A 17,701-nucleotide genomic window follows, 5' to 3' on the forward strand; every position below is an offset into this window, starting at 1 on the left:
CTCGGGGGGCGTCCGCGGCTTGTTGGCCGGCACGAGCCTGATAATATGGGCGTTCTGACATGCGATGTGAGCGAGGAGCCGTCCCATGGAACGGTTTGTTCACGACGAGAACCTGGCATTGTTCAGAAAGAGGCTCGCAGATCCGCGTCTCACGGCTGCGGAGCGCGAGATCTTGCTCAGGCTGTTGGCGGATGAAGAGGCGAAGCCGGTTACGCCGCAAGCCGCGATGCAGGATCGCAAGCCCGATTGAGCCAGATCAAGTCGGGCGTCTTCGATATCCGCTCTAATGACAATTGCGCAGATCCCCTACTGCGCGAAACTGCCGCGCGAAGCTGCCTGCCGACCCGAGCAGGCAGCTCCGCTGGCGGAGGGACGCTGCTGACCATAAGCTGCCGATTCAGCCCGTGATGAAGACCTATTACTTCGATACGAAGGATGGCGTCCCGGTGCCGATGCGATCGGGTACAGCAAGCAAATGGCCGGCAGAATTCGAAAACTGCACCCAATCGGCGACGTCGATCGTCATGTCGTGGTCATCGACCAGTCGGGCAGGGAAATTCACCGCGAAGCAATCTATCCGGGGCCGTGAGATCGCACTGTGGATGTCGACCTCGTGCAGACGTCGTTGCGCGAACGCCCCAAATCCGCGGCAATGTCTATAGAGGGCTATCGTCTTCCGTCGAAGGCTCTTCCTGCAATGAGACAAAATCGCCACCACCATACTCGTCTTCCGCCGGCGGATAGGTGATTTTCGAGAGTTGATCGTCGATCCGCTTGACGCCTGCAACGTTCTCCGCAGCAACGACAGCCGCCTTGTGCGCGTTGTCGCTCCGGACACCGCCGCGCAGGGTAACGATCCCTTCGTGTACGCCGACGTTCAGCGCGCAAGGCCGCCAGGCAGCATGTGCCAGCGCGGAGATGACGGATTCACGGATCTGGTCGTCGTTGACGGAACAGGGCAACCGATCAGGGCGAAGCTTCGCGACGGCCGTCATAAAATCCGTCCGCGTGACCATCCCGATCAGCTCATCGTCCCGCATCACGGGGAAACGGGTAACACCGTGCGATTCCATCAGTTCAACGACCTGCTCGAGCGGCGTGTCTTCGTCAACGGTGATCGGGCTTGGTGTCATGATTTGACGGACCTTGCGGCCATGTTGGCGAGCGAAATCGAGCGCGACCTGATTGGTGCCGGCAAGCAGGGCCAGCCAGCGGCCGCGATGCTTTTGCGTGCCGACTTCCACGCGCCGGATGAAATCGCCTTCCGACAGGATGCCGACCAGCGCTCCGTCCCGATCGGTGACGGGAAGGCCGCTGATGCGATGGGACAGCATCGTGTTGATGGCATCGATCACCGATGCATCGGCATCAATCGTGATGACGTTCCGCGACATGATCTCCCGCACGCGCACGGCGAGCATCCTCCGGGTTGAGCTGTTGAAACCAGGGTAGCGCTCGAGAACAAGGAGGCGCGTTGATCCTCATCAACGAGTTGGCCGCTCGTTCGGTCGAAAAAGCACCGGAGCAGCAGTGACAGCGGGTACCCGCTCATGATTGTTGATAGGCTGATCGGCCGCAAGGGCAATGGGAAGCCTTACCGGGAACTATTACCGCCGGCTTTGGGGCTGGGTGCCGGTATGGCCTTGGACCGCGATCTTCGTCTCGATCTGTGTCGAGGCATCGCTCTCTGGTGCGTCTTCCTCGACCACATTCCAAACAACGTCTTCAGCTGGTTGACCCTGCGTCACTATGGCTTCAGCGACGCGACTGAAGTCTTCATGTTCGTCTCCGGCATGACCTGTGGAATGACCTACGAGGCGGTTCGCCGTCGTGAGGGGCGCAGTCTTCGCTCACACGCTGCTGCGGGGCTGGGAAATCTATGCGGCATTCCTGGTCTTGATCGTAGCCATTGTCGTGGTCGTGCATGGCTCGGGAAGCAACCAATTGGCGGATCGGGCCAATGTCAAAGTCCTGCTCCAGGCGCCAGGGGCGGCGCTGATCCATGCCGCGATCTTGCAATATCGCCCCGCAAACACCGATGTGCTGCCGACCTTCGTGCTTTTTCACTTGTCGTTTGCGCCCGTCCTCTGGGCGGTACTGAAATCTCCCACGACGTCCCTGCTGGTCTCCGCTTCCATCTACGCGCTGGTCCAGCTGTATGGCTGGAATTTGCCGGAGTGGCCGGTCAATGAGTGGTACTTCAATCCGTTTGCCCGGCAATTTCTCGTCGTTCTCGGTGCATGGTGGGCAACCCATGGCTACCGGACGTATCGGCGGCAGATCGCCTCGTGGCCCGTCGTGGCGTTCGCGATGGCCTATGTTGGATTCGGTCTCGCGGTTGCACTGAGCTGGGAGATCGAGCCGCTGGCTGCCATGATCCCGAGCAGCATTGCGCGGATGATCTATCCCATCGACAAGCCGGATCTCGATCCGCTGCGGCTCCTGCATTTCCTGGCTATCGCCATCCTCGTCGCGAGATTTGTTCCGGCAGATTGGCGCGGATTTTCCACCAGAGCCCTGAGGGGCGCCATTCGTTGTGGCGAGCGTTCGCTGGAAACCTTCTGTGCAGGCGTGGTGCTCGCGCTGGTGGCAGATCTGTGTCTTGTCGAGCTATCCGGTGGTGTCGTAGCCCAGTTCGTGGTGAGCGCCGCCGGAGTGGCGATGCTCATCATGTTCGCTACCTGCCTGACCTGGATCGGCAAACACAGCCGGCAACATCCGGGCTTGCTGTAGCGGTGGCTCCGGCTCAGGACTACTCAAATCGGTGCGCGAGCCGGCGGTCGGCGGGCGTCGCGTGCCACGTCAGCCGTGGCACCGGATGAGGGATAGCCCTGGTACCGTGTCGCGCGTCCGTCGTCACTCAGGCTGCCAAGAGCCTGTTCGTCAGCGCGCGGTTGCACAGCTCGACGCGGCGCGAGGTCGGCAGGGAGATCACGCCGTTCTGCTCCAGTTGGGTAAAGGTGCGCGATACCGTTTCGATCGTCAGACCCAGATAGTCGGCGATATCCTGTCGCGACATCGGAAGCTCGATCGCGGCATTCTTGACACTGCGGCGTGCCATGTCATGCAGGAAGCCGACAACGCGTTCTTCGGCACTGCAGATCAGGAGCATGAGATGTTGCTGGGAGCGGCGCAATTCGCGGGCGGTCGCCCCCCACAGTTGCTCCGCGATATCCCTTTCATGACACGCGCGGGCCATTAGGGCTGACCGCTTGATCATGACCACTCGCGCCTCGCAGACAGCCTCGGCCGAGGAGATATGGGTCTCGCCGGCCTCGAGGCCGAAGATGTCGCCGGGCAGGTAGAACGCGCCGATCTGGCGGCGTCCGTCTTCCAGAATCTTGTAGGTGCGGACCGCGCCGGATACGACCTGATAGAGATATTCGGCGGCCTCGTCTTCTCCGTAGATCTCGCTGTTGCGGGCGAACCGCATCGGCGTGCCGATCATGCCGAAGGGCCCTTCGACGCGAGCCTGCCGGCTCAGGACGCCGTTCGAACGATGGTTGATCTCGAGAGAATTGGCGTTCTGGATCTGCATGGCGACGCTCCAAGGATGGGAAAATCGATGGAGGCAGACTGATCGCATCTGATAGGTTGGGAAATTCGGATGTTTTCCCTAAGTAGAAGCCACCTGCGTATTTGTACGTAGGCTTTGACGCGGGATGAACGATCGCCGCGCGCGTCGGGACGTCACTGCTTCGGCGTGCGGCTGGATAGATGGATAGTGTCGTCCTTGTCGGGATAGGCGGCGCGCGTGCTGGCGTGATCCTGATCCGATTCGTGACGTAGCCAACGTGTCGTGCTGCGATCGGTCAGGGCGAGAACGAGCGCAAAGGACGAAAAGATCAGGCAGACTGCTGCCACGACAAGCAGTGTATCCATCGCCATGTCATTGTTCTCGGCATAACTAGCTGGCTGCCTTGATATCTTCCGGCGATTCCACGTAGTAGCCGGAGTAACCGTCGACGAAGCAGAGGTGATCGTGAACCTCTTTGACGCCCGCGGTGTTTTCGGCGAGCACGATGGAGGCCTGGCGGGCGCGATCATCGAAGATCAGACCATGCAGATGCACGATGCCGTTGCGGACCCAGACCTGGAAGCCGGCCGGTCGCCAGCCCGTCGCGTTGATTTCGCGCAGAATTCGTTCGCGGATATGGGTGTCATCGGCGGTCGGGTCGGGAACTTCTCGTGTCATCGACGTGACGGCCTGCAAGATGTCGGCCCGGGTGACGATCCCGACCATGGTCTTGCCGTTTACGACCGGAACCCGCTTCACGCCGTGCTTGTGCATGAGATGCACGATTTCGTCGAGCGGCGTCTGCTCTTCGACGGTGATCGGATTGGTGGTCATGACATCCTCGACCTTGCGGCCGCGTTCGTGCACGAAATCGGTTGCGGCACGACCGACGCCCGTGAACAGCTCCAGCCAGGCCGAACGCTTGCGTCCTGTGCCAATCTCGGCGCGCTGCAGGAAATCTCCCTCCGAGACCATGCCCCGCAACGTGCCGTCTTCATCCAGCACCGGCAGGCCGCTGAGATGACACCGCAACATGATGTTGGCCGCATCCAGGATCTTGGTGTGTGGACTGACGGCAATGACGTGCTTTGTCATGATTTGATGTGCGCGCATGTCGGGCCTCCGTATTGAAAACCAATCCTAGAGCCTTAGCGATAGGGCACATTGACCTGGCTCAACGGTCGTTCTTGCTACGCTCCAGCGATTTCAGGAACAAAATGAAGTCGTTCACCTCGTCCGGCTCGAAGCTGAATTCGGGCATGGTCGGATGTCCGGTCACGATGCCCTCGGCTAGTGCTTCCTGCAGCATCTCCACCGGATAGCGTTCGTGCAGCGTTCGGAACGGCGGTGCGATCCTCAACGGGCTGGGGCTTACCCGGTCGATCGCGTGGCACCGGGCGCAGTAGAGTTGCGCAAGGCGGCGGCCGTGGCCCTCATCTGCGGCAACAGGCGCCATCGCGGCGCAGATCGTGCCGACGACGATGAGGCCGCGACCGACGAGATACAGGAATGTCATGACAGGACGTCTCACAGCTGGACTCGCGCCTAATGTGACATCAGGACCGGAACGGTCATGGCGCGAAGCATGTCGCGGGTCACGCCGCCGAGCAGGATTTCCTGCAGCCGGGAGTGGCCGTAGCCGCCCATCACCAGAAGGTCGAGACTCTCGTCAGCCGCGATGGACAGGAGAATCGACTGGATTTCCGACCGCGACGCCGGCAGCGACGTGACCTTGGCAGGAAGCCCCTCCCTCGCAAGGTAGCGCAACAAATGGTCGGTGGAGCACTCCGCGGGGATCGGCTCAGGGCCGTCGATGGTGACGATCACGAGGGCGTCGGCTTCGCGCAGCAGCGGCATCGCGTCATGCAAGGCGCGCGCGGCGAGCCGGCTGCCATCCCAGCAGATGCCGATCCGCTTGGCCGAGAATGAGCCGTGGAAAGTGTAGGGCATGAACAGGACGGGACCACCGGCGTGAAACAGAAGCTCCTGTGGAATGATGTTGTCGTAACTGCCGTGGTTGCTCTGCGGCTGGGTCGCCACAGTCAGGTCGTGCAGTCGTGCGCTCGCGCAGATGATCTCGCGGGCATCGATCGGCAGCGCGCCCGCGACGCGCGTCGCATAGGAAATCCCTGCATTGCGCGCTTCTATGTCGAAGATGCGCAATGCCGCCTCGGCGCGTTCGACAGCCTGATCATGTTCGGCCTCGTAGAGCGAGGCGACCGCCAGGCCGCCTTCGGCGACGAGCGGGATGCTGGCGGTCTCATAGCCAATCGCGATCGCTTCGAGATGGGCGTTCGTGCCGAGCGCGAGGGAGACGGAGCCGTCCACAGCGGGACGCGGTGACAGCTCTGTGGGAATGTGGACCAGAATGTTCCTGAACATGGGCCGTTCTCCTGACGGGGCGAAGGGACAAGCCATCGAAGCATGTGTCGGCGCCGGGTAAATTGATCTGCCTCATGCGCCGAGTTGATCCCGTTTGAGCGAGATCAATCCACCGGACGCATACTTCGCGCAATGATCCTGCCGAGCTTGAAGGAGGCCGGCATGGCACGCGTCGCATTGGTAACGGGCGGAAGCAGGGGAATCGGTGCAGCCATATCGCGCGCCCTCACTGCATCGGGATATCGGGTTGCGGCGAGCTATGCGGGGAATCTGGATGCCGCGCACCGGTTCCACGAACAGAGCGGAATCCCGGTCTTCCAGTGGGATGTTGCGAACTTCGAGGCCGGCGTCGCCGGTGTCCGCGAGGTAGAACAAGCGCTTGGTCCGGTCGACATCCTGGTCAACAATGCCGGCATCGTGCGGGATGCCACGCTGCACCGGATGACCAAGGCGCAATGGGATGCGGTGATCCGGACCGATCTCGATTCGCTCTTCAATATGTGCAGACCGCTTATCGAGGGCATGCGAGCGCGCAGGTTCGGCCGGATCATCAACATCTCGTCCATCAATGGCCAGAAGGGCCAGATCGGTCAGACGAACTACGCTGCGGGCAAGGGCGCCGAGCTGGGTTTCACCCGTGCGCTGGCGCTCGAAAGCGCGCGGTTCGGAATCACGGTCAATGCGATCTGCCCGGGATACATCAACACCGAGATGCTGGCCGCGGTGCCCTCCGATGTCATGCAGAACGCGATCCTGCCGCAGATTCCGGTCGGGCGGCTGGGGCAGCCGGAAGAGATTGCCCGTGCCGTCGCATTTCTTGCTGCCGACGAAGCGGGGTTCATTACCGGCTCGACGCTTTCGATCAACGGCGGCCAACACATGTGCTGAATGGGAGGAATCGCCATGCTCGCAACCGATGTCATGCGCAGTTCATTTGCGACGATCAAGCCGACCGCCACGGTGCTCGACGCCGTCCAGCTGCTGCTCGAAACCGATCAGCGCGGTCTTCCCGTCATCGATGATGCCGGCGATCTCGTCGGCATGGTTACGGAGGGCGACTTCCTTCATCGCGACGAGCTTGGCATCAGCCCTCCGTCCGGAAATTGGCTGGAGTCGCTGCTCGGCATTGCGGAGAATACGCCTGAGCGCGAGCGCATGCGCACGCTGAGCGTCGGATCGCTGATGAGCTCATCTCCCATCGCGGTCGGTGCCAATGCCTCGATCGAGGACGTCGTCGCCCAGATGGATGTCTACGACATTGCTCAGGTTCCGGTGGTCTGCGCCGGCACCGTCGTCGGTATTGTCAGCCGCAGGGAACTGCTGGCGGCATTGGCGCTCCGATTGAGACAAGCAGTAAAACCCAACACCGGAGTTGCTTCATGAGCGAGACGACCATTCAATCGCATGCCCACGCCGTCGTGTGGATTGACCACCTTGTTGCAAAGATCTTCGGCATTGGCTTGACGGGCGTCAGCGCGAGCGCCGTTCATGCCCATTTGCCGTCGGAACATCTGCATCACAAGGCGAACACGATCGGCGATGGCCGCGTCGAGACCGATGCGACGTTCCTCGCCAGGGTGGGACAGGCCGTGCGCAGCTGTAGCGATCTGCTCGTCATCGGGCCAGGCACCGAAAAGACCGAGCTGATGCGGTACCTCAGGGAAGAAAGGCCCGATCTCAATTTGCGCGTCGAAACAAGCGATCATCCGACCGATCCGGAGATTGTGGCGCTGGGCCGGAAGCGGTTTCGCTTCGATTAGGCAGAGATATTGGGTGTCAGGACAACCGCGGGACGGCAAGAGCAGGTCCGGCCCGAACTGATGCCACTCGAGCAAGGAAGCAGCGATGACACTCCGTGCCGCTCTCGATCAGTCAAAGTCACCCGCCAACGATGATTCGTTGGCCGCCGGAGCGTTGGCGCCCACGCCACCCGGGAGCGAAGCATCGACGGGGGCCGCGCCGCTCGACGTCCTGGCCCATGCGGCAATGGCGCGATGGACCGGAGGACTTTCACCGGCCAGTCTCGCGCTGGCGTTCGCCGATTGGCAGCTCCATCTGGCGGCATCACCCGGGAAGCGGTTGGAGCTTGCCTTGACCGCTCTCGGTGACGGCTTGCGCTTTGCGCGCATGGCGTCGACGGCCGCATGCCGCCTGGCAGCCCTGGTTCATGATCAAACCTCAGCCGGGCGATAACAGGTTTACCGGCCAGGATTGGACGTCGCCAGCCTACAATGTCATGGCGCAGGCATTCCTGCTCGGCGAGCAGTGGTGGCATTCGGCGACGAGCTACGTGCGTGGCGTCTCCAGGGAAAACGCGGCAATTGTCGACTTCACCATCCGCCAGTGCCTCGATGTGCTGGCGCCGCCCAACTTCGCGTTCAGCAACCCGGAAGTGCTGCGGCATGCGTTCGACTCGGGCGGCGGCAATTTCGTGTCGGGCTGGCACAACTGGCTCGAGGATTACCGGGTCCTGTTGAGCGACAAACCGCCCGGAGCCGACAATTTCGTGGTCGGCAAGGACGTTGCCGCGACCAAGGGCAAGGTTGTCTACCGCAATGAGTTGATCGAGCTCATCCAGTATGCGCCTGCGGCTGCAGACGTCTGCCCGGAGCCAGTGCTTATCGTACCGGCGTGGATCATGAAATACTACATCCTCGATCTCTCGCCGGAGAATTCGCTGGTTCGTTTCCTGGTCGAGCGGCTTCACGGTGTTCATGATCTCATGGCGCAACCCCGGGCCGGCCGATCGGGATCTCGGCCTCGATGACTATCGCAAGCTCGGGGTCGATGCCGCCGTCGACGTGATCAACCAGCTGGTTCCTGGAAGCCCGATCCATGCCGCGGGCTATTGCCTCGGCGGGACATTGCTTGCGATCGCGGCTGCTCGGCTGCAGAAGGAACGGCCCGGTTGCCTGCGATCGGTCACGCTTCTGGCCGCCCAGGTCGATTTCACGGAAGCGGGCGAGCTGACGCTCTTCATCAATGAGAGCCAGGTCGCGTTCCTGGAAGACATTGATGCAGCAGCGCGGCGTGCTCGAAGCAGGGCAGATGGCCGGTGCATTCCAGCTGCTTCGATCCAACGACATGATCTGGTCGCGCCTGGTGCGGGACTACCTGATGGGCGAGCGTGCCGCGCCCAGTGATCTGATGTCGTGGAATGCCGACGCCACCCGCATGCCTTACCGGATGCATTCGGACTACCTGCGCAAACTGTTCCTCAACAACGACATGCCGAGGGCCGCTATCTGGCTGACGGACATCCGGTGGCGCTTTCCGACCTCCGCGCTCCCATGTTCGTGGTCGGGACGGTGCGTGACCACGTCGCGCCCTGGCGGTCAGTTCACAAGATCCATCTCCTTGCGGAGGCCGATATCGCATTCGTGCTGGCGAGCGGCGGGCACAACGCCGGCATCGTTGCTCCGCCGTCGGAGGAGGGGCGCAGCTATCAGCTTCTCGAAAAGAAGGCGGATCAATCCTATGTCAGCCCGGACGAGTGGCTGCAAAGCCGGATCCGGCCGACCACGGTCTTGTCGACGTCGTGCTCGATCTTTCCCGGCCGGCGCCGTGAAGGCTGACGGTCTGGTCCGGCCGAGAGAGATCACAGCGGCATGACGGCGGCGACGCGATAGGGATGCATGCCGTCCGCCTCGCGGACGGAGACATATTCGCCGAGCCGGAAGCATTCATTGCCGAAATGATATCCGGCTTCGTCGGCCGCCGCACCGGCTACGTCGTAATGGAAGCGCCAGCTGTCGCCTGGACCATGCACGAGGTGACCGAGCTGATCGGGTTCGTTCGGCCGCTGACGGACGACGCGGCAGGCTTCGCGATGGGTTTTCCAGGTCTCGACACTGATCCGCGACGTCGTGTCCAACGGAGCGACGATCACATAGCCGATTGCGGATGCTCCCTCGGGGTGATCGTGCTCACGCGCGCGTTCCAGTCGGATCTGCCTGAATGAGTGCGGCAACGCAGTGTTCTGCAGGGGCTTGAAGGCGGCGCGGTTCATTGAAGGTCTCCCAAGGGGGCGCCCGATGCTGTCGGGCCGGACAGGTCAAAACATAGGATGCGGTTCCACCAAGCCATTGATTTGCGTCAAGAACATCCCTGTCATCGATTGCGTTGGGTCAAACACGGCCGTCGTCGGGCCTCCTATGCTTGCTCTGCAGATTTTGGAGTTGGTCTCTTGCTCAGCGCACCGGTATTGACGGCAGATACGAACGATCCGCGGACGCTTGTCGCATGCGGAGCCTGGAACGTTGCCAATGTTGAAGTGCTGGAGCGGCTGTGTGAGCATGCCGCGCGCTCCGATATCGGTTCGATCGATCTGCGCCGTGTCACCGCACTCGACACGGTCGGCGCCTGGCTGCTCGAAAAGCTGCTCCGCAAAGGCGCGACCAGGGCAGTCCTCACCGGCGCCGACGGGCCGCATGGTGATCTGCTCGAAGAGGTGCGAGGACTGAACCGGGCCGGGCCGGTCGACCGCGTAACCGTCAATCCCGTGCTGGAGAAACTCGATCAGCTCGACCGCAGCGGCAGGCGGCTGGTGTCCGATGCCGCCGCCTTTCTGCATATGCTCGGCGCTTTCAGCGCCGCGCTGCTCGGTGCCCTCAGGCATCCGCGGTCGTTCCGGCTGACCTCGACCGTCTACCAGTTGGGCCGCGTGGGATGGCAGGCAGTTCCGATCATGGCCCTGATCACCTTCCTGATCGGGGCCATCATCGCCCAGCAGGGCATTTTCCATTTCCGTCGCTTCGGCGCGGAATCCTACGTTGTCGACATGGTCGGCATCCTGGTGCTGCGCGAGATCGGCATGCTGATCGTGGCCATCATGGTCGCCGGACGATCGGGCAGCGCCTATACGGCGGAGATCGGCGCGATGAAGATGCGCGAGGAGATCGACGCGCTCAGCACCATGGGGCTCGATCCTGTCGCGGTCCTGATCCTCCCGAGAATCCTGGCGCTCGTGGTGGCGCTGCCGGTGCTTGCCTTTCTCGGCTCGCTGTCGGCCCTCTATGGCGGGGGACTGATCGCCTGGCTTTATGGCGGCATGAGCCCTGCGATCTTCATCGCGCGGCTTCACGAGGCGGTTTCCGTCACGCATTTCGAGGTCGGCATCATCAAGGCGCCGTTCATGGCGCTGGTGATCGGGCTGGTCGCAGCGGTGGAGGGATTGAGCGTCAAGGGCAGCGCGGAATCGCTGGGGCAGCAGACGACGACGTCGGTCGTGAAATCGATCTTCCTGGTGATCGTTCTCGACGGCCTGTTCGCAATCTTCTTCGCTTCGATCGGGATGTAGCCATGGCCGACGTTCCGGCGATACGGATTCGCGACCTCGTGGTCGGCTTCGGCAAGAAGATCATCCTCGATCACCTTGACCTCGACGTGAAGGATGGGGAGATCATCGGCCTTGTGGGCGCTTCCGGCGGCGGCAAGTCCGTCCTGATGCGGACACTGGTCGGCTTGCTGCGCAAGCGCAGCGGACAGATCGAGTTCGCGGGCGGCGGTCTTGGTGAGCGCCGTTGGGGCATCCTGTTCCAGCAAGGGGCGCTGTTCTCGGCCTTGACCGCTCGTCAGAACGTTCAGTTTCCGCTGCGCGAACGGGCGCGACTTTCACCGCGGCTGCTCGACGAAATTGCCGACGCAAAGCTTGAGATGGTCGGTCTCACCCGCGAGGACGGCGACAAGTTCTCGTCCGAGCTCTCGGGCGGTATGACCAAGCGTGTTGCGCTTGCGCGCGCACTGGCGCTCGATCCGGCGCTGCTTTTCCTGGACGAGCCGACATCCGGCCTTGATCCGATCGCCGCGGGCGAGTTCGACGCCCTGATCCGCACGTTGCACCGGACGCTGCGCTTCACCGTATTCATGGTGACGCACGACTTGAACAGCCTGCAGGCCGTCTGCGATCGCGTTGCCGCGCTTGCCGACGGACGGATCGCGGCGATCGGCCCGCTGCCGTCCGTGCTCGAGTCCGATCATCCCTGGGTCAAGGCCTACTTTCATGGTGCCCGCGCGCAAATGTTGGGCTTGGGCAGCTAGACGAGAGAAAACAACATGGAAATTCGTGCGCCCTATATTGTCGTCGGTGCATTCGTGCTGTCAGCCATCGTCGCCGTGTTCGGCTTCGTCTACCGGCTGAACAATGTCGGCGGCATCGGCAAGCGGGAGACCTATCAGCTTGTCTTCACCGATCCGGTACCCGGGCTCCTCGTTGGTGCAGGCGTCCTCTTCAACGGAATCCGCGTCGGCGAAGTCACCGCGCTGGAGCTGGTTCCCGATCGGCCGCGCGAGGTCCATGCCAGGATTGCAGTCGCCGAGCGCACGCCGGTGCATAGCGACACGCGCGTCGGTCTCGATTTCCAGGGACTGACCGGTGTTCCGGTGATCGCGCTGGAAGGAGGTGATGATCCTGCGGCGCCGCCGGCACGGGAGCCGCTGGTCGCTGAAAAAGGCGCCGGACGGAGCATGACCCAGGCCGCGCGGGATGCCTTGCGCCGTATGGATGCCGTGCTCTCCGACAATGCCGCGCCGCTGCACGATACGATCGGCAATCTCAATACGTTCGCGGAAGGATTGGCCCGCAACACGCCAAAACTCGACGGCATCGTCGCCGGGCTGGAGCGCATGACCGGGGGCGGAACGCCCGCGCCGCGCAAGGTGGTGTACGATCTTCATGCCGTGGACAACTTCGGCCCGCAACACCATGAGCCGCTGACAACGCCGCTGGTCATGGCGGAGCCGACCGCAATCACGCGCCTGCAGACCCAGCGATTTCTGTTTACGCCGGACGAGGAGACCGAAGGCTTCGACGGCGCGCAGTGGAGCGATAGCCTTCCGGCGCTGGTCCATGCGCGGCTGCTGCAGAGTTTCGAGAATTACGACATCGCGCACGCGCCGCTGCGCGCCGATAGCGGTGCGGAGGGCGCACCGCGTCTCTTGATCGATCTGCGTCGTTTCGAGATCACCCTTGGCCCTCAGCCACGAGCGATCATCGCGTTGTCGGCGAAAATCGTGGGCGGCGATGGTCACCTCCAGGCAGCGCGATTGTTCGAGGAGACCGCGACGATTTCGACTCTGGCGCCGTCGAACGCGGCGGGAGCTTTCGATCAGGCTTTCGGCGCACTGGCACGCAAGCTGATGACCTGGGCATCGTCTCCAGTATGAGCAAGTCCTGATCCGGGCGGGTTCACGATTGACGGCTGTCAAGTGCGGGGAGAGCGGTTCGTGCAAAGCTGAAGACGTAGCCCAAAGATCAAACGGAGGCGGCCATGTTTGCGATGGACGTGATGCGTACCTCGTTTGCGACGATCAATCCGAACACGTCATTGCTCGAAGCTGTCCAGCTACTGCTGGAAACCGGTCAACGAGCCTTGCCGGTGCTGGACAACGCCGGGTCTTTGGTCGGTGTGATCTCGGAAGGCGACTTGCTTCACCGCAGAGAGCTCGGCGTGCATTGTCCCGAAGGGTTCTGGCTCGAAGCGCTGCTCGGCAGAGACGAGGGCAAGCTTGTTCGCGAGCGGACGCGAGCTCTCCAGGTGGGCGCCGTCATGAGCCGGAATCCGGTTTCGGTTGATGAGTGCGCGACCGTCGACGAGATCGTCGGCGAAATGGACCGTCGCCAGATTTCGCAGGTGCTCGTGCTTCGTGACGCGCAGGTCGTCGGCATCGCTGGCCGCCTGGAGTTGCTGGTGGCGCTCGAGCGAAGCCTGGACGGATCTGAGAAGATCGTGCGACGGAGCTGAAGCCTGATCCGGACCCGAGGGCCGCGTTGGCGCAATGTCCAACTTGAACTCATCGCGCCCTAATTCAATGCAACCAGCAAATCGCGGCAATGCCGCGCGATGGTGACCTCCTCGTTGGTGGGAATGATCCACACGTCCACCGAGCTTCCCTCGGCTGCGATGCGTTGTTCTCCCCTGGCGTTCGCCGCTGTGTCGAGATGGACGCCGAGCCAGGCGAGGCGATCGCAGATCTGCTGCCTGATCTCGGCGGCATGTTCGCCGATGCCGCCAGTGAACGCCAGGCCGTCGAGGCCGGCGAGCGTGTTCGTCATCACGGCGACTTCGGCGGCGACGCGGAAGACGAACAGGTCGATGGCTTCGCGTGCGCTGGGCTCGCGGCTTGCGAGCAGGGCACGCATGTCAGCCGATGTCCCGGAGACACCGAGCAGGCCCGAGGCTTCATAGAGCAGGTTTTGCAACTGATCGACCGACATCTTTTCTTCCTGCAACAGATAGAGCAGAACACCCGGGTCGATTGTTCCACAGCGTGTCCCCATCACAAGACCGTCGAGCGGTGTAAGTCCCATCGTGGTGTCGACGCTCTTGCCGTGATGCAGTGCGCAGAGACTGGCGCCGTTGCCGAGATGCGCGATCACGGTCCGCGTCTGGGGCGGGGCGAGCGTGGCAAGCCGGCCCGCGATAAATTCAAAGGAAAGCCCGTGAAATCCGTAGCGGCGGACGCCGCGCTCTTCGAAGCGCCGGGGGATGGCGAAGCGGCTCGCAGGCGGCGTCAGGCCATGATGAAAGGCCGTGTCGAAGCAGGCGATCTGCGTCAGTCCGGGCTGCAGCGACTGCACCGCCCGAACCGGCGCGAGACAGCGCGGCTGATGCAGCGGCGCCAGCGGCGTCAAGGCGTCGAGGGCCGCAACGGCGCGCTCGTCGAGCACGATGGGACCGGAGAACGCGCGCCCGCCATGCACGATACGATGGCCGATGGCGGCAAGCCGCCCGGCTCCGAGGTATTCCTCGATCCAGGGGAAGATATCGGCGAACAAGCCGTTGCGGTCGGCTTCGCCGGCGGGACGGCGCTTCTCGAACAGTGGCTTGCCGCTTGCATCCGTCACCAGGATGCGCGGCGCATTCTGCTGTTCGTCGAGCAGGCCTTTGCACCTGAGCTCCGGCTCGGCCGGCGCGATGTCGAACAGGCCGAACTTGACGCTGGAGGAGCCGGCGTTGAGAACCAGGACATTGTCGGACATTGGCAGTCCCGTTCATGCGCGCCGCGGAGGCAGCGCTTCATTTTCGCTACGCGGCGCCACGTGCGCTTCCGGACCAGACCCAGTCGCGAATTTCCGGCATGTCCTCGCCATGCTCGCGCACATAGCGCGTATGTTCGATCAGCCTGTCGCGAAACCGCTGCTTGACGTGGGCCGCGGCGATCCCGAGCGTCGGCACCCGTTCGATGGCTTCGATCGCGAGGTGGAAGCGGTCGAGCTGGTTCAACACCACCATGTCGAATGGTGTCGTCGTGGTGCCTTCTTCGGCGAAGCCCCGCACGTGCATGCCGGCGTGGTTGGCGCGATTATAGGTCAGGCGGTGGATCAGATAGGGATAGCCGTGATAGGCGAAGATCACCGGCTTGTCGCGGGTGAACAGGCTGTCGAAGTCCCGGTCGGACAGGCCGTGCGGATGCTGCTCCCTCGGCTGCAGCGTCATCAGGTCGACCACATTGACGACGCGGATCTTGAGATCCGGCAGCGCCTGGCGCAGCAGGTCGACGGCGGCCAGCGTCTCCAGCGTCGGAACGTCGCCGGCGCAGGCCATCACCACGTCGGGCTCGGCGTCGGGAAGCTCAGTGCCCGCCCAATTCCAGATACCGATGCCGGCTTCGCAATGCGTGATCGCCTCGCGCATCGGCAGCCATTGCGGTGACGGCTGCTTGCCTGCGACGATCACGTTGATGCGGTCATAGGTGCGCAGGCAATGATCGGCGACCCAGAGCAGAGAGTTGGCATCGGGCGGGAAGTAGACGCGGACGATATCGGCTTTCTTGTTGGTGACGAGATCGACGAAGCCGGGGTCCTGGTGACTGAATCCGTTGTGATCCTGGCGCCAGACATGCGAGGTGAGAAGATAGTTCAGCGAGGCGATCGGCCGCCGCCAGGATAGCGCACGCGAGACCTTCAGCCATTTGGCGTGCTGGTTGAACATCGAGTCAACGATGTGGATGAAGGCCTCATAGCAGGAGAAGAAGCCGTGGCGGCCGGTGAGCAGATAGCCTTCGAGCCAGCCCTGGCAGAGATGTTCGCTCAAGACCTCCATCACGCGGCCGTCGTGAGCGAGGTGGACGTCGTAGGGCTCGATGCCTTCCATCCAGACCCGCTCGGTGGCTTCGAATACCGCGTCGAGCCGGTTGGATGCGGTTTCGTCCGGTCCCATGATGCGGAAGTTGCGCGCGCCTGCATTGAGCTTCACGGCCTCGCGCAGGAACTTGCCGAGCTCGCGCGTGGCTTCGGCGACCACGGCGCCGGGAGCGGGAACCTCGACTGCATGCGCGCGGAAATCCGGCAATTTGAGCTCACGCTTCAACAGGCCGCCATTGGCGTGAGGGTTGGCTCCCATCCGGCGATCGCCAGCGGGTGCAAGGGCCTGCAATTCGGGCGCGAGCCGCCCGTCCGCATCGAACAGCATCTCGGGCTCGTAGCTCCGCATCCAGCGTTCGAGCAGTTTCAGGTGTTCGGGATTGCTGCGCGGGTCGGCGATCGGAACCTGATGCGCGCGCCAGAATCCTTCGACCTTCAGCCCGTCGACCTCCTTCGGTCCCGTCCAGCCCTTCGGGCTGCGCAGCACGATCATCGGCCATCTCGGCCGTTGGAAGCGCGAGCTCGCCTCGCGCGCGCCGCGCTGGATCGCGAGGATGCCGGCGAGGGCGCGATCGATCGTGGCAGCCATCAGCCGATGCATCGCAGCCGGTTCGTCGCCTTCAACAAACAACGGCCCGTAACCGTAGCCGATGAACAGGCTGCGGATCTCCTCGTCGCTCATCCGGCCGAGCACGGTAGGGTTGGCGATCTTGTAACCGTTGAGGTGCAGGATCGGCAGCACTGCGCCGTCGTGCACCGGATTGAGGAACTTGTTCGAGTGCCAGGATGCGGCGAGGGGGCCGGTTTCGGCCTCACCGTCGCCGACCACGCAGGCCACGATCAGGTCAGGATTGTCGAAGGCCGCGCCAAAAGCATGGACCAGCGCATAGCCCAGCTCTCCGCCTTCGTGGATCGAGCCCGGCGTTTCCGGCGCCGCATGGCTCGGAATGCCGCCGGGGAACGAGAACTGGCGGAACAGCTTTCGCAGGCCATCCGTATCGCGCGTCACCTCCGGATAGATCTCGGTGTACGTGCCTTCGATAAGTGTTGGCGACCATGCCGGGGCCGCCATGGCCGGGGCCGCAGACATAGATGATGTTGAGGTCCGAGGCGCGGATCACGCGGTTCAGATGGGCATAGATGAAGTTGAGACCTGGCGTGGTGCCCCAATGGCCCAGCAGCCGCGGCTTGATCTGGTCCGGCTTGAGCGGCTCCTTGAGCAGCGGATTGGCGAGCAGATAGATCTGGCCGACGGAGAGATAGTTGGCGGCGCGCCAGTAGCGGTCGAGCAGTTCCAGATTATCGACGCGTGCAGCCTGGTTTGGAGCAGTCTCTGATTGCATGTCGCTCTCCGAAGAAAGGTTCGGGGGGTGACCTCGAACGCCACAGTTAGGTTCCAGATTAGACGACCGATGTGACGGAAATGGCTTGAGCCAGCTCAAACGTGCCCGCCGATGGCGATTCAATTGTCGTCGTCGTGCCCCGTCGGAGTTTCGTGATCGCCGATAGCAGAGCTGTGTCAAGGCAGGGCAACGGAGTACCCTCCAACTGGTTCCGGTGGTCCGTTGCTGGCGAATTGACCCTGCTCAATGCTCCTGCACGAACGAAGGTGGATGTTGGGCGGCATGCTCTGACCTGACGGGTGCTGCCGTGGCTGACCAAGTGAAATTACCCCTTGTCGAACAAGCGGACCCGCGTCCGAAGGACGCCGCAAGCCT

At 62.8% G+C, this 17,701-nt stretch carries 16 protein-coding genes and 3 pseudogenes; 10 read left to right on the forward strand and 9 right to left on the reverse strand.

Annotation, left to right across the window (positions count from 1 at the left end; translation table 11 throughout):
- Nucleotides 1-85: 85 nt before the first annotated feature.
- Entirely contained in the window at nt 86-250 is a 165-nt protein-coding gene (locus tag ACVWY5_RS01080; protein ID WP_321177099.1) for a hypothetical protein, read from the forward strand.
- A gap of 406 nt (nt 251-656) precedes the next feature.
- Here the strand turns inward: ACVWY5_RS01080 and ACVWY5_RS01085 are convergent, their stop codons facing one another.
- On the reverse strand, nt 657-1,394 hold the full coding sequence (locus tag ACVWY5_RS01085; RefSeq protein WP_051376339.1) for a CBS domain-containing protein: 738 nt from the start codon (nt 1,392-1,394) through the stop codon (nt 657-659).
- Between the two features lie 243 nt (nt 1,395-1,637).
- Here ACVWY5_RS01085 and ACVWY5_RS01090 point away from each other — a divergent pair.
- Nucleotides 1,638-2,733: pseudogene (locus tag ACVWY5_RS01090) on the forward strand (OpgC domain-containing protein).
- 127 nt (nt 2,734-2,860) lie between these two features.
- Here the strand turns inward: ACVWY5_RS01090 and ACVWY5_RS01095 are convergent.
- The 5 genes from ACVWY5_RS01095 to ACVWY5_RS01115 form a co-directional block, all read right to left on the reverse strand.
- Nucleotides 2,861-3,448 (reverse strand): helix-turn-helix domain-containing protein, encoded by a 588-nt coding sequence (locus ACVWY5_RS01095; RefSeq protein WP_038377924.1) that lies wholly within the window; start codon nt 3,446-3,448, stop codon nt 2,861-2,863.
- A 242-nt stretch (nt 3,449-3,690) separates the two neighbouring features.
- Nucleotides 3,691-3,882: a hypothetical protein gene (locus tag ACVWY5_RS01100; protein WP_321177601.1), complete on the reverse strand. Its 192-nt coding sequence runs from the start codon at nt 3,880-3,882 to the stop codon at nt 3,691-3,693.
- Nucleotides 3,883-3,907: 25 nt separating this feature from the next.
- The gene (locus ACVWY5_RS01105) at nt 3,908-4,630 is read right to left on the reverse strand and encodes a CBS domain-containing protein (protein ID WP_028337280.1); all 723 of its coding nucleotides are present in this window, start codon (nt 4,628-4,630) and stop codon (nt 3,908-3,910) included.
- Nucleotides 4,631-4,691: 61 nt separating this feature from the next.
- Complete coding sequence (locus tag ACVWY5_RS01110) at nt 4,692-4,973, reverse strand: cytochrome c (protein ID WP_321177103.1); 282 nt, start codon at nt 4,971-4,973, stop codon at nt 4,692-4,694.
- Nucleotides 4,974-5,062: 89 nt separating this feature from the next.
- Nucleotides 5,063-5,899 (reverse strand): universal stress protein, encoded by an 837-nt coding sequence (locus ACVWY5_RS01115; RefSeq protein WP_028337282.1) that lies wholly within the window; start codon nt 5,897-5,899, stop codon nt 5,063-5,065.
- A gap of 162 nt (nt 5,900-6,061) precedes the next feature.
- On the opposite strand from ACVWY5_RS01115, the gene phbB reads away from it, so the two are divergent.
- The 4 genes and pseudogenes from phbB to ACVWY5_RS01135 all read left to right on the forward strand — a co-directional run.
- Nucleotides 6,062-6,787: an acetoacetyl-CoA reductase gene (phbB, locus tag ACVWY5_RS01120; RefSeq protein WP_028337283.1), complete on the forward strand. Its 726-nt coding sequence runs from the start codon at nt 6,062-6,064 to the stop codon at nt 6,785-6,787.
- Between the two features lie 15 nt (nt 6,788-6,802).
- A complete protein-coding gene (locus ACVWY5_RS01125; protein ID WP_038377925.1) occupies nt 6,803-7,282 on the forward strand; it encodes a CBS domain-containing protein in 480 nt (159 codons plus the stop codon).
- Entirely contained in the window at nt 7,279-7,659 is a 381-nt protein-coding gene (locus ACVWY5_RS01130) for a hypothetical protein (protein WP_051376337.1), read from the forward strand. Before ACVWY5_RS01125 ends, ACVWY5_RS01130 begins: the two co-directional genes overlap by 4 nt.
- Before the next feature lie 85 nt (nt 7,660-7,744).
- Nucleotides 7,745-9,402, forward strand: a pseudogene (locus ACVWY5_RS01135) (PHA/PHB synthase family protein); the annotation flags it as partial.
- Nucleotides 9,403-9,497: 95 nt separating this feature from the next.
- Here ACVWY5_RS01135 and ACVWY5_RS01140 read toward each other — a convergent pair.
- A complete protein-coding gene (locus tag ACVWY5_RS01140; protein ID WP_028337290.1) occupies nt 9,498-9,908 on the reverse strand; it encodes a hypothetical protein in 411 nt (136 codons plus the stop codon).
- A 177-nt stretch (nt 9,909-10,085) separates the two neighbouring features.
- Here ACVWY5_RS01140 and ACVWY5_RS01145 point away from each other — a divergent pair, with 177 nt between their 5' ends.
- The 4 genes from ACVWY5_RS01145 to ACVWY5_RS01160 all read left to right on the forward strand — a co-directional run bounded on the left by ACVWY5_RS01145 (nt 10,086) and on the right by ACVWY5_RS01160 (nt 13,641).
- Complete coding sequence (locus ACVWY5_RS01145) at nt 10,086-11,198, forward strand: MlaE family ABC transporter permease (protein WP_028337291.1); 1,113 nt, start codon at nt 10,086-10,088, stop codon at nt 11,196-11,198.
- 2 nt (nt 11,199-11,200) lie between these two features.
- The gene (locus ACVWY5_RS01150; protein WP_028337292.1) at nt 11,201-11,938 is read left to right on the forward strand and encodes an ATP-binding cassette domain-containing protein; all 738 of its coding nucleotides are present in this window, start codon (nt 11,201-11,203) and stop codon (nt 11,936-11,938) included.
- Nucleotides 11,939-11,953: 15 nt separating this feature from the next.
- Complete coding sequence (locus tag ACVWY5_RS01155) at nt 11,954-13,063, forward strand: ABC-type transport auxiliary lipoprotein family protein (RefSeq protein ID WP_028337293.1); 1,110 nt, start codon at nt 11,954-11,956, stop codon at nt 13,061-13,063.
- Between the two features lie 104 nt (nt 13,064-13,167).
- Nucleotides 13,168-13,641, forward strand: a complete 474-nt coding sequence (locus ACVWY5_RS01160; RefSeq protein ID WP_028337294.1) for a CBS domain-containing protein — start codon at nt 13,168-13,170, stop codon at nt 13,639-13,641.
- Nucleotides 13,642-13,700: 59 nt separating this feature from the next.
- Here the strand turns inward: ACVWY5_RS01160 and ACVWY5_RS01165 are convergent, their stop codons facing one another.
- Together ACVWY5_RS01165 and ACVWY5_RS01170 are read right to left on the reverse strand one after the other, a co-directional pair.
- Nucleotides 13,701-14,879: an acetate/propionate family kinase gene (locus tag ACVWY5_RS01165; protein ID WP_028337295.1), complete on the reverse strand. Its 1,179-nt coding sequence runs from the start codon at nt 14,877-14,879 to the stop codon at nt 13,701-13,703.
- A gap of 46 nt (nt 14,880-14,925) precedes the next feature.
- A pseudogene (locus ACVWY5_RS01170) lies at nt 14,926-17,326 on the reverse strand (phosphoketolase family protein).
- Nucleotides 17,327-17,701 lie beyond the last annotated feature (375 nt).

This window comes from Bradyrhizobium sp. USDA 3256, from assembly GCF_054058275.1.

Bases quoted from the DNA above. Each gene is read 5' to 3' on its own strand.
- ACVWY5_RS01080 (WP_321177099.1), top strand. From the start codon at position 86: ATGGAACGGTTTGTTCACGACGAGAACCTGGCATTGTTCAGAAAGAGG.
- ACVWY5_RS01085 (WP_051376339.1), bottom strand. From the start codon at position 1,394: ATGTCGCGGAACGTCATCACGATTGATGCCGATGCATCGGTGATCGAT.
- ACVWY5_RS01095 (WP_038377924.1), bottom strand. From the start codon at position 3,448: ATGATCGGCACGCCGATGCGGTTCGCCCGCAACAGCGAGATCTACGGA.
- ACVWY5_RS01100 (WP_321177601.1), bottom strand. From the start codon at position 3,882: ATGGATACACTGCTTGTCGTGGCAGCAGTCTGCCTGATCTTTTCGTCC.
- ACVWY5_RS01105 (WP_028337280.1), bottom strand. From the start codon at position 4,630: ATGCGCGCACATCAAATCATGACAAAGCACGTCATTGCCGTCAGTCCA.
- ACVWY5_RS01110 (WP_321177103.1), bottom strand. From the start codon at position 4,973: ATGGCGCCTGTTGCCGCAGATGAGGGCCACGGCCGCCGCCTTGCGCAA.
- ACVWY5_RS01115 (WP_028337282.1), bottom strand. From the start codon at position 5,899: ATGTTCAGGAACATTCTGGTCCACATTCCCACAGAGCTGTCACCGCGT.
- phbB (WP_028337283.1), top strand. From the start codon at position 6,062: ATGGCACGCGTCGCATTGGTAACGGGCGGAAGCAGGGGAATCGGTGCA.
- ACVWY5_RS01125 (WP_038377925.1), top strand. From the start codon at position 6,803: ATGCTCGCAACCGATGTCATGCGCAGTTCATTTGCGACGATCAAGCCG.
- ACVWY5_RS01130 (WP_051376337.1), top strand. From the start codon at position 7,279: ATGAGCGAGACGACCATTCAATCGCATGCCCACGCCGTCGTGTGGATT.
- ACVWY5_RS01140 (WP_028337290.1), bottom strand. From the start codon at position 9,908: ATGAACCGCGCCGCCTTCAAGCCCCTGCAGAACACTGCGTTGCCGCAC.
- ACVWY5_RS01150 (WP_028337292.1), top strand. From the start codon at position 11,201: ATGGCCGACGTTCCGGCGATACGGATTCGCGACCTCGTGGTCGGCTTC.
- ACVWY5_RS01155 (WP_028337293.1), top strand. From the start codon at position 11,954: ATGGAAATTCGTGCGCCCTATATTGTCGTCGGTGCATTCGTGCTGTCA.
- ACVWY5_RS01160 (WP_028337294.1), top strand. From the start codon at position 13,168: ATGTTTGCGATGGACGTGATGCGTACCTCGTTTGCGACGATCAATCCG.
- ACVWY5_RS01165 (WP_028337295.1), bottom strand. From the start codon at position 14,879: ATGTCCGACAATGTCCTGGTTCTCAACGCCGGCTCCTCCAGCGTCAAG.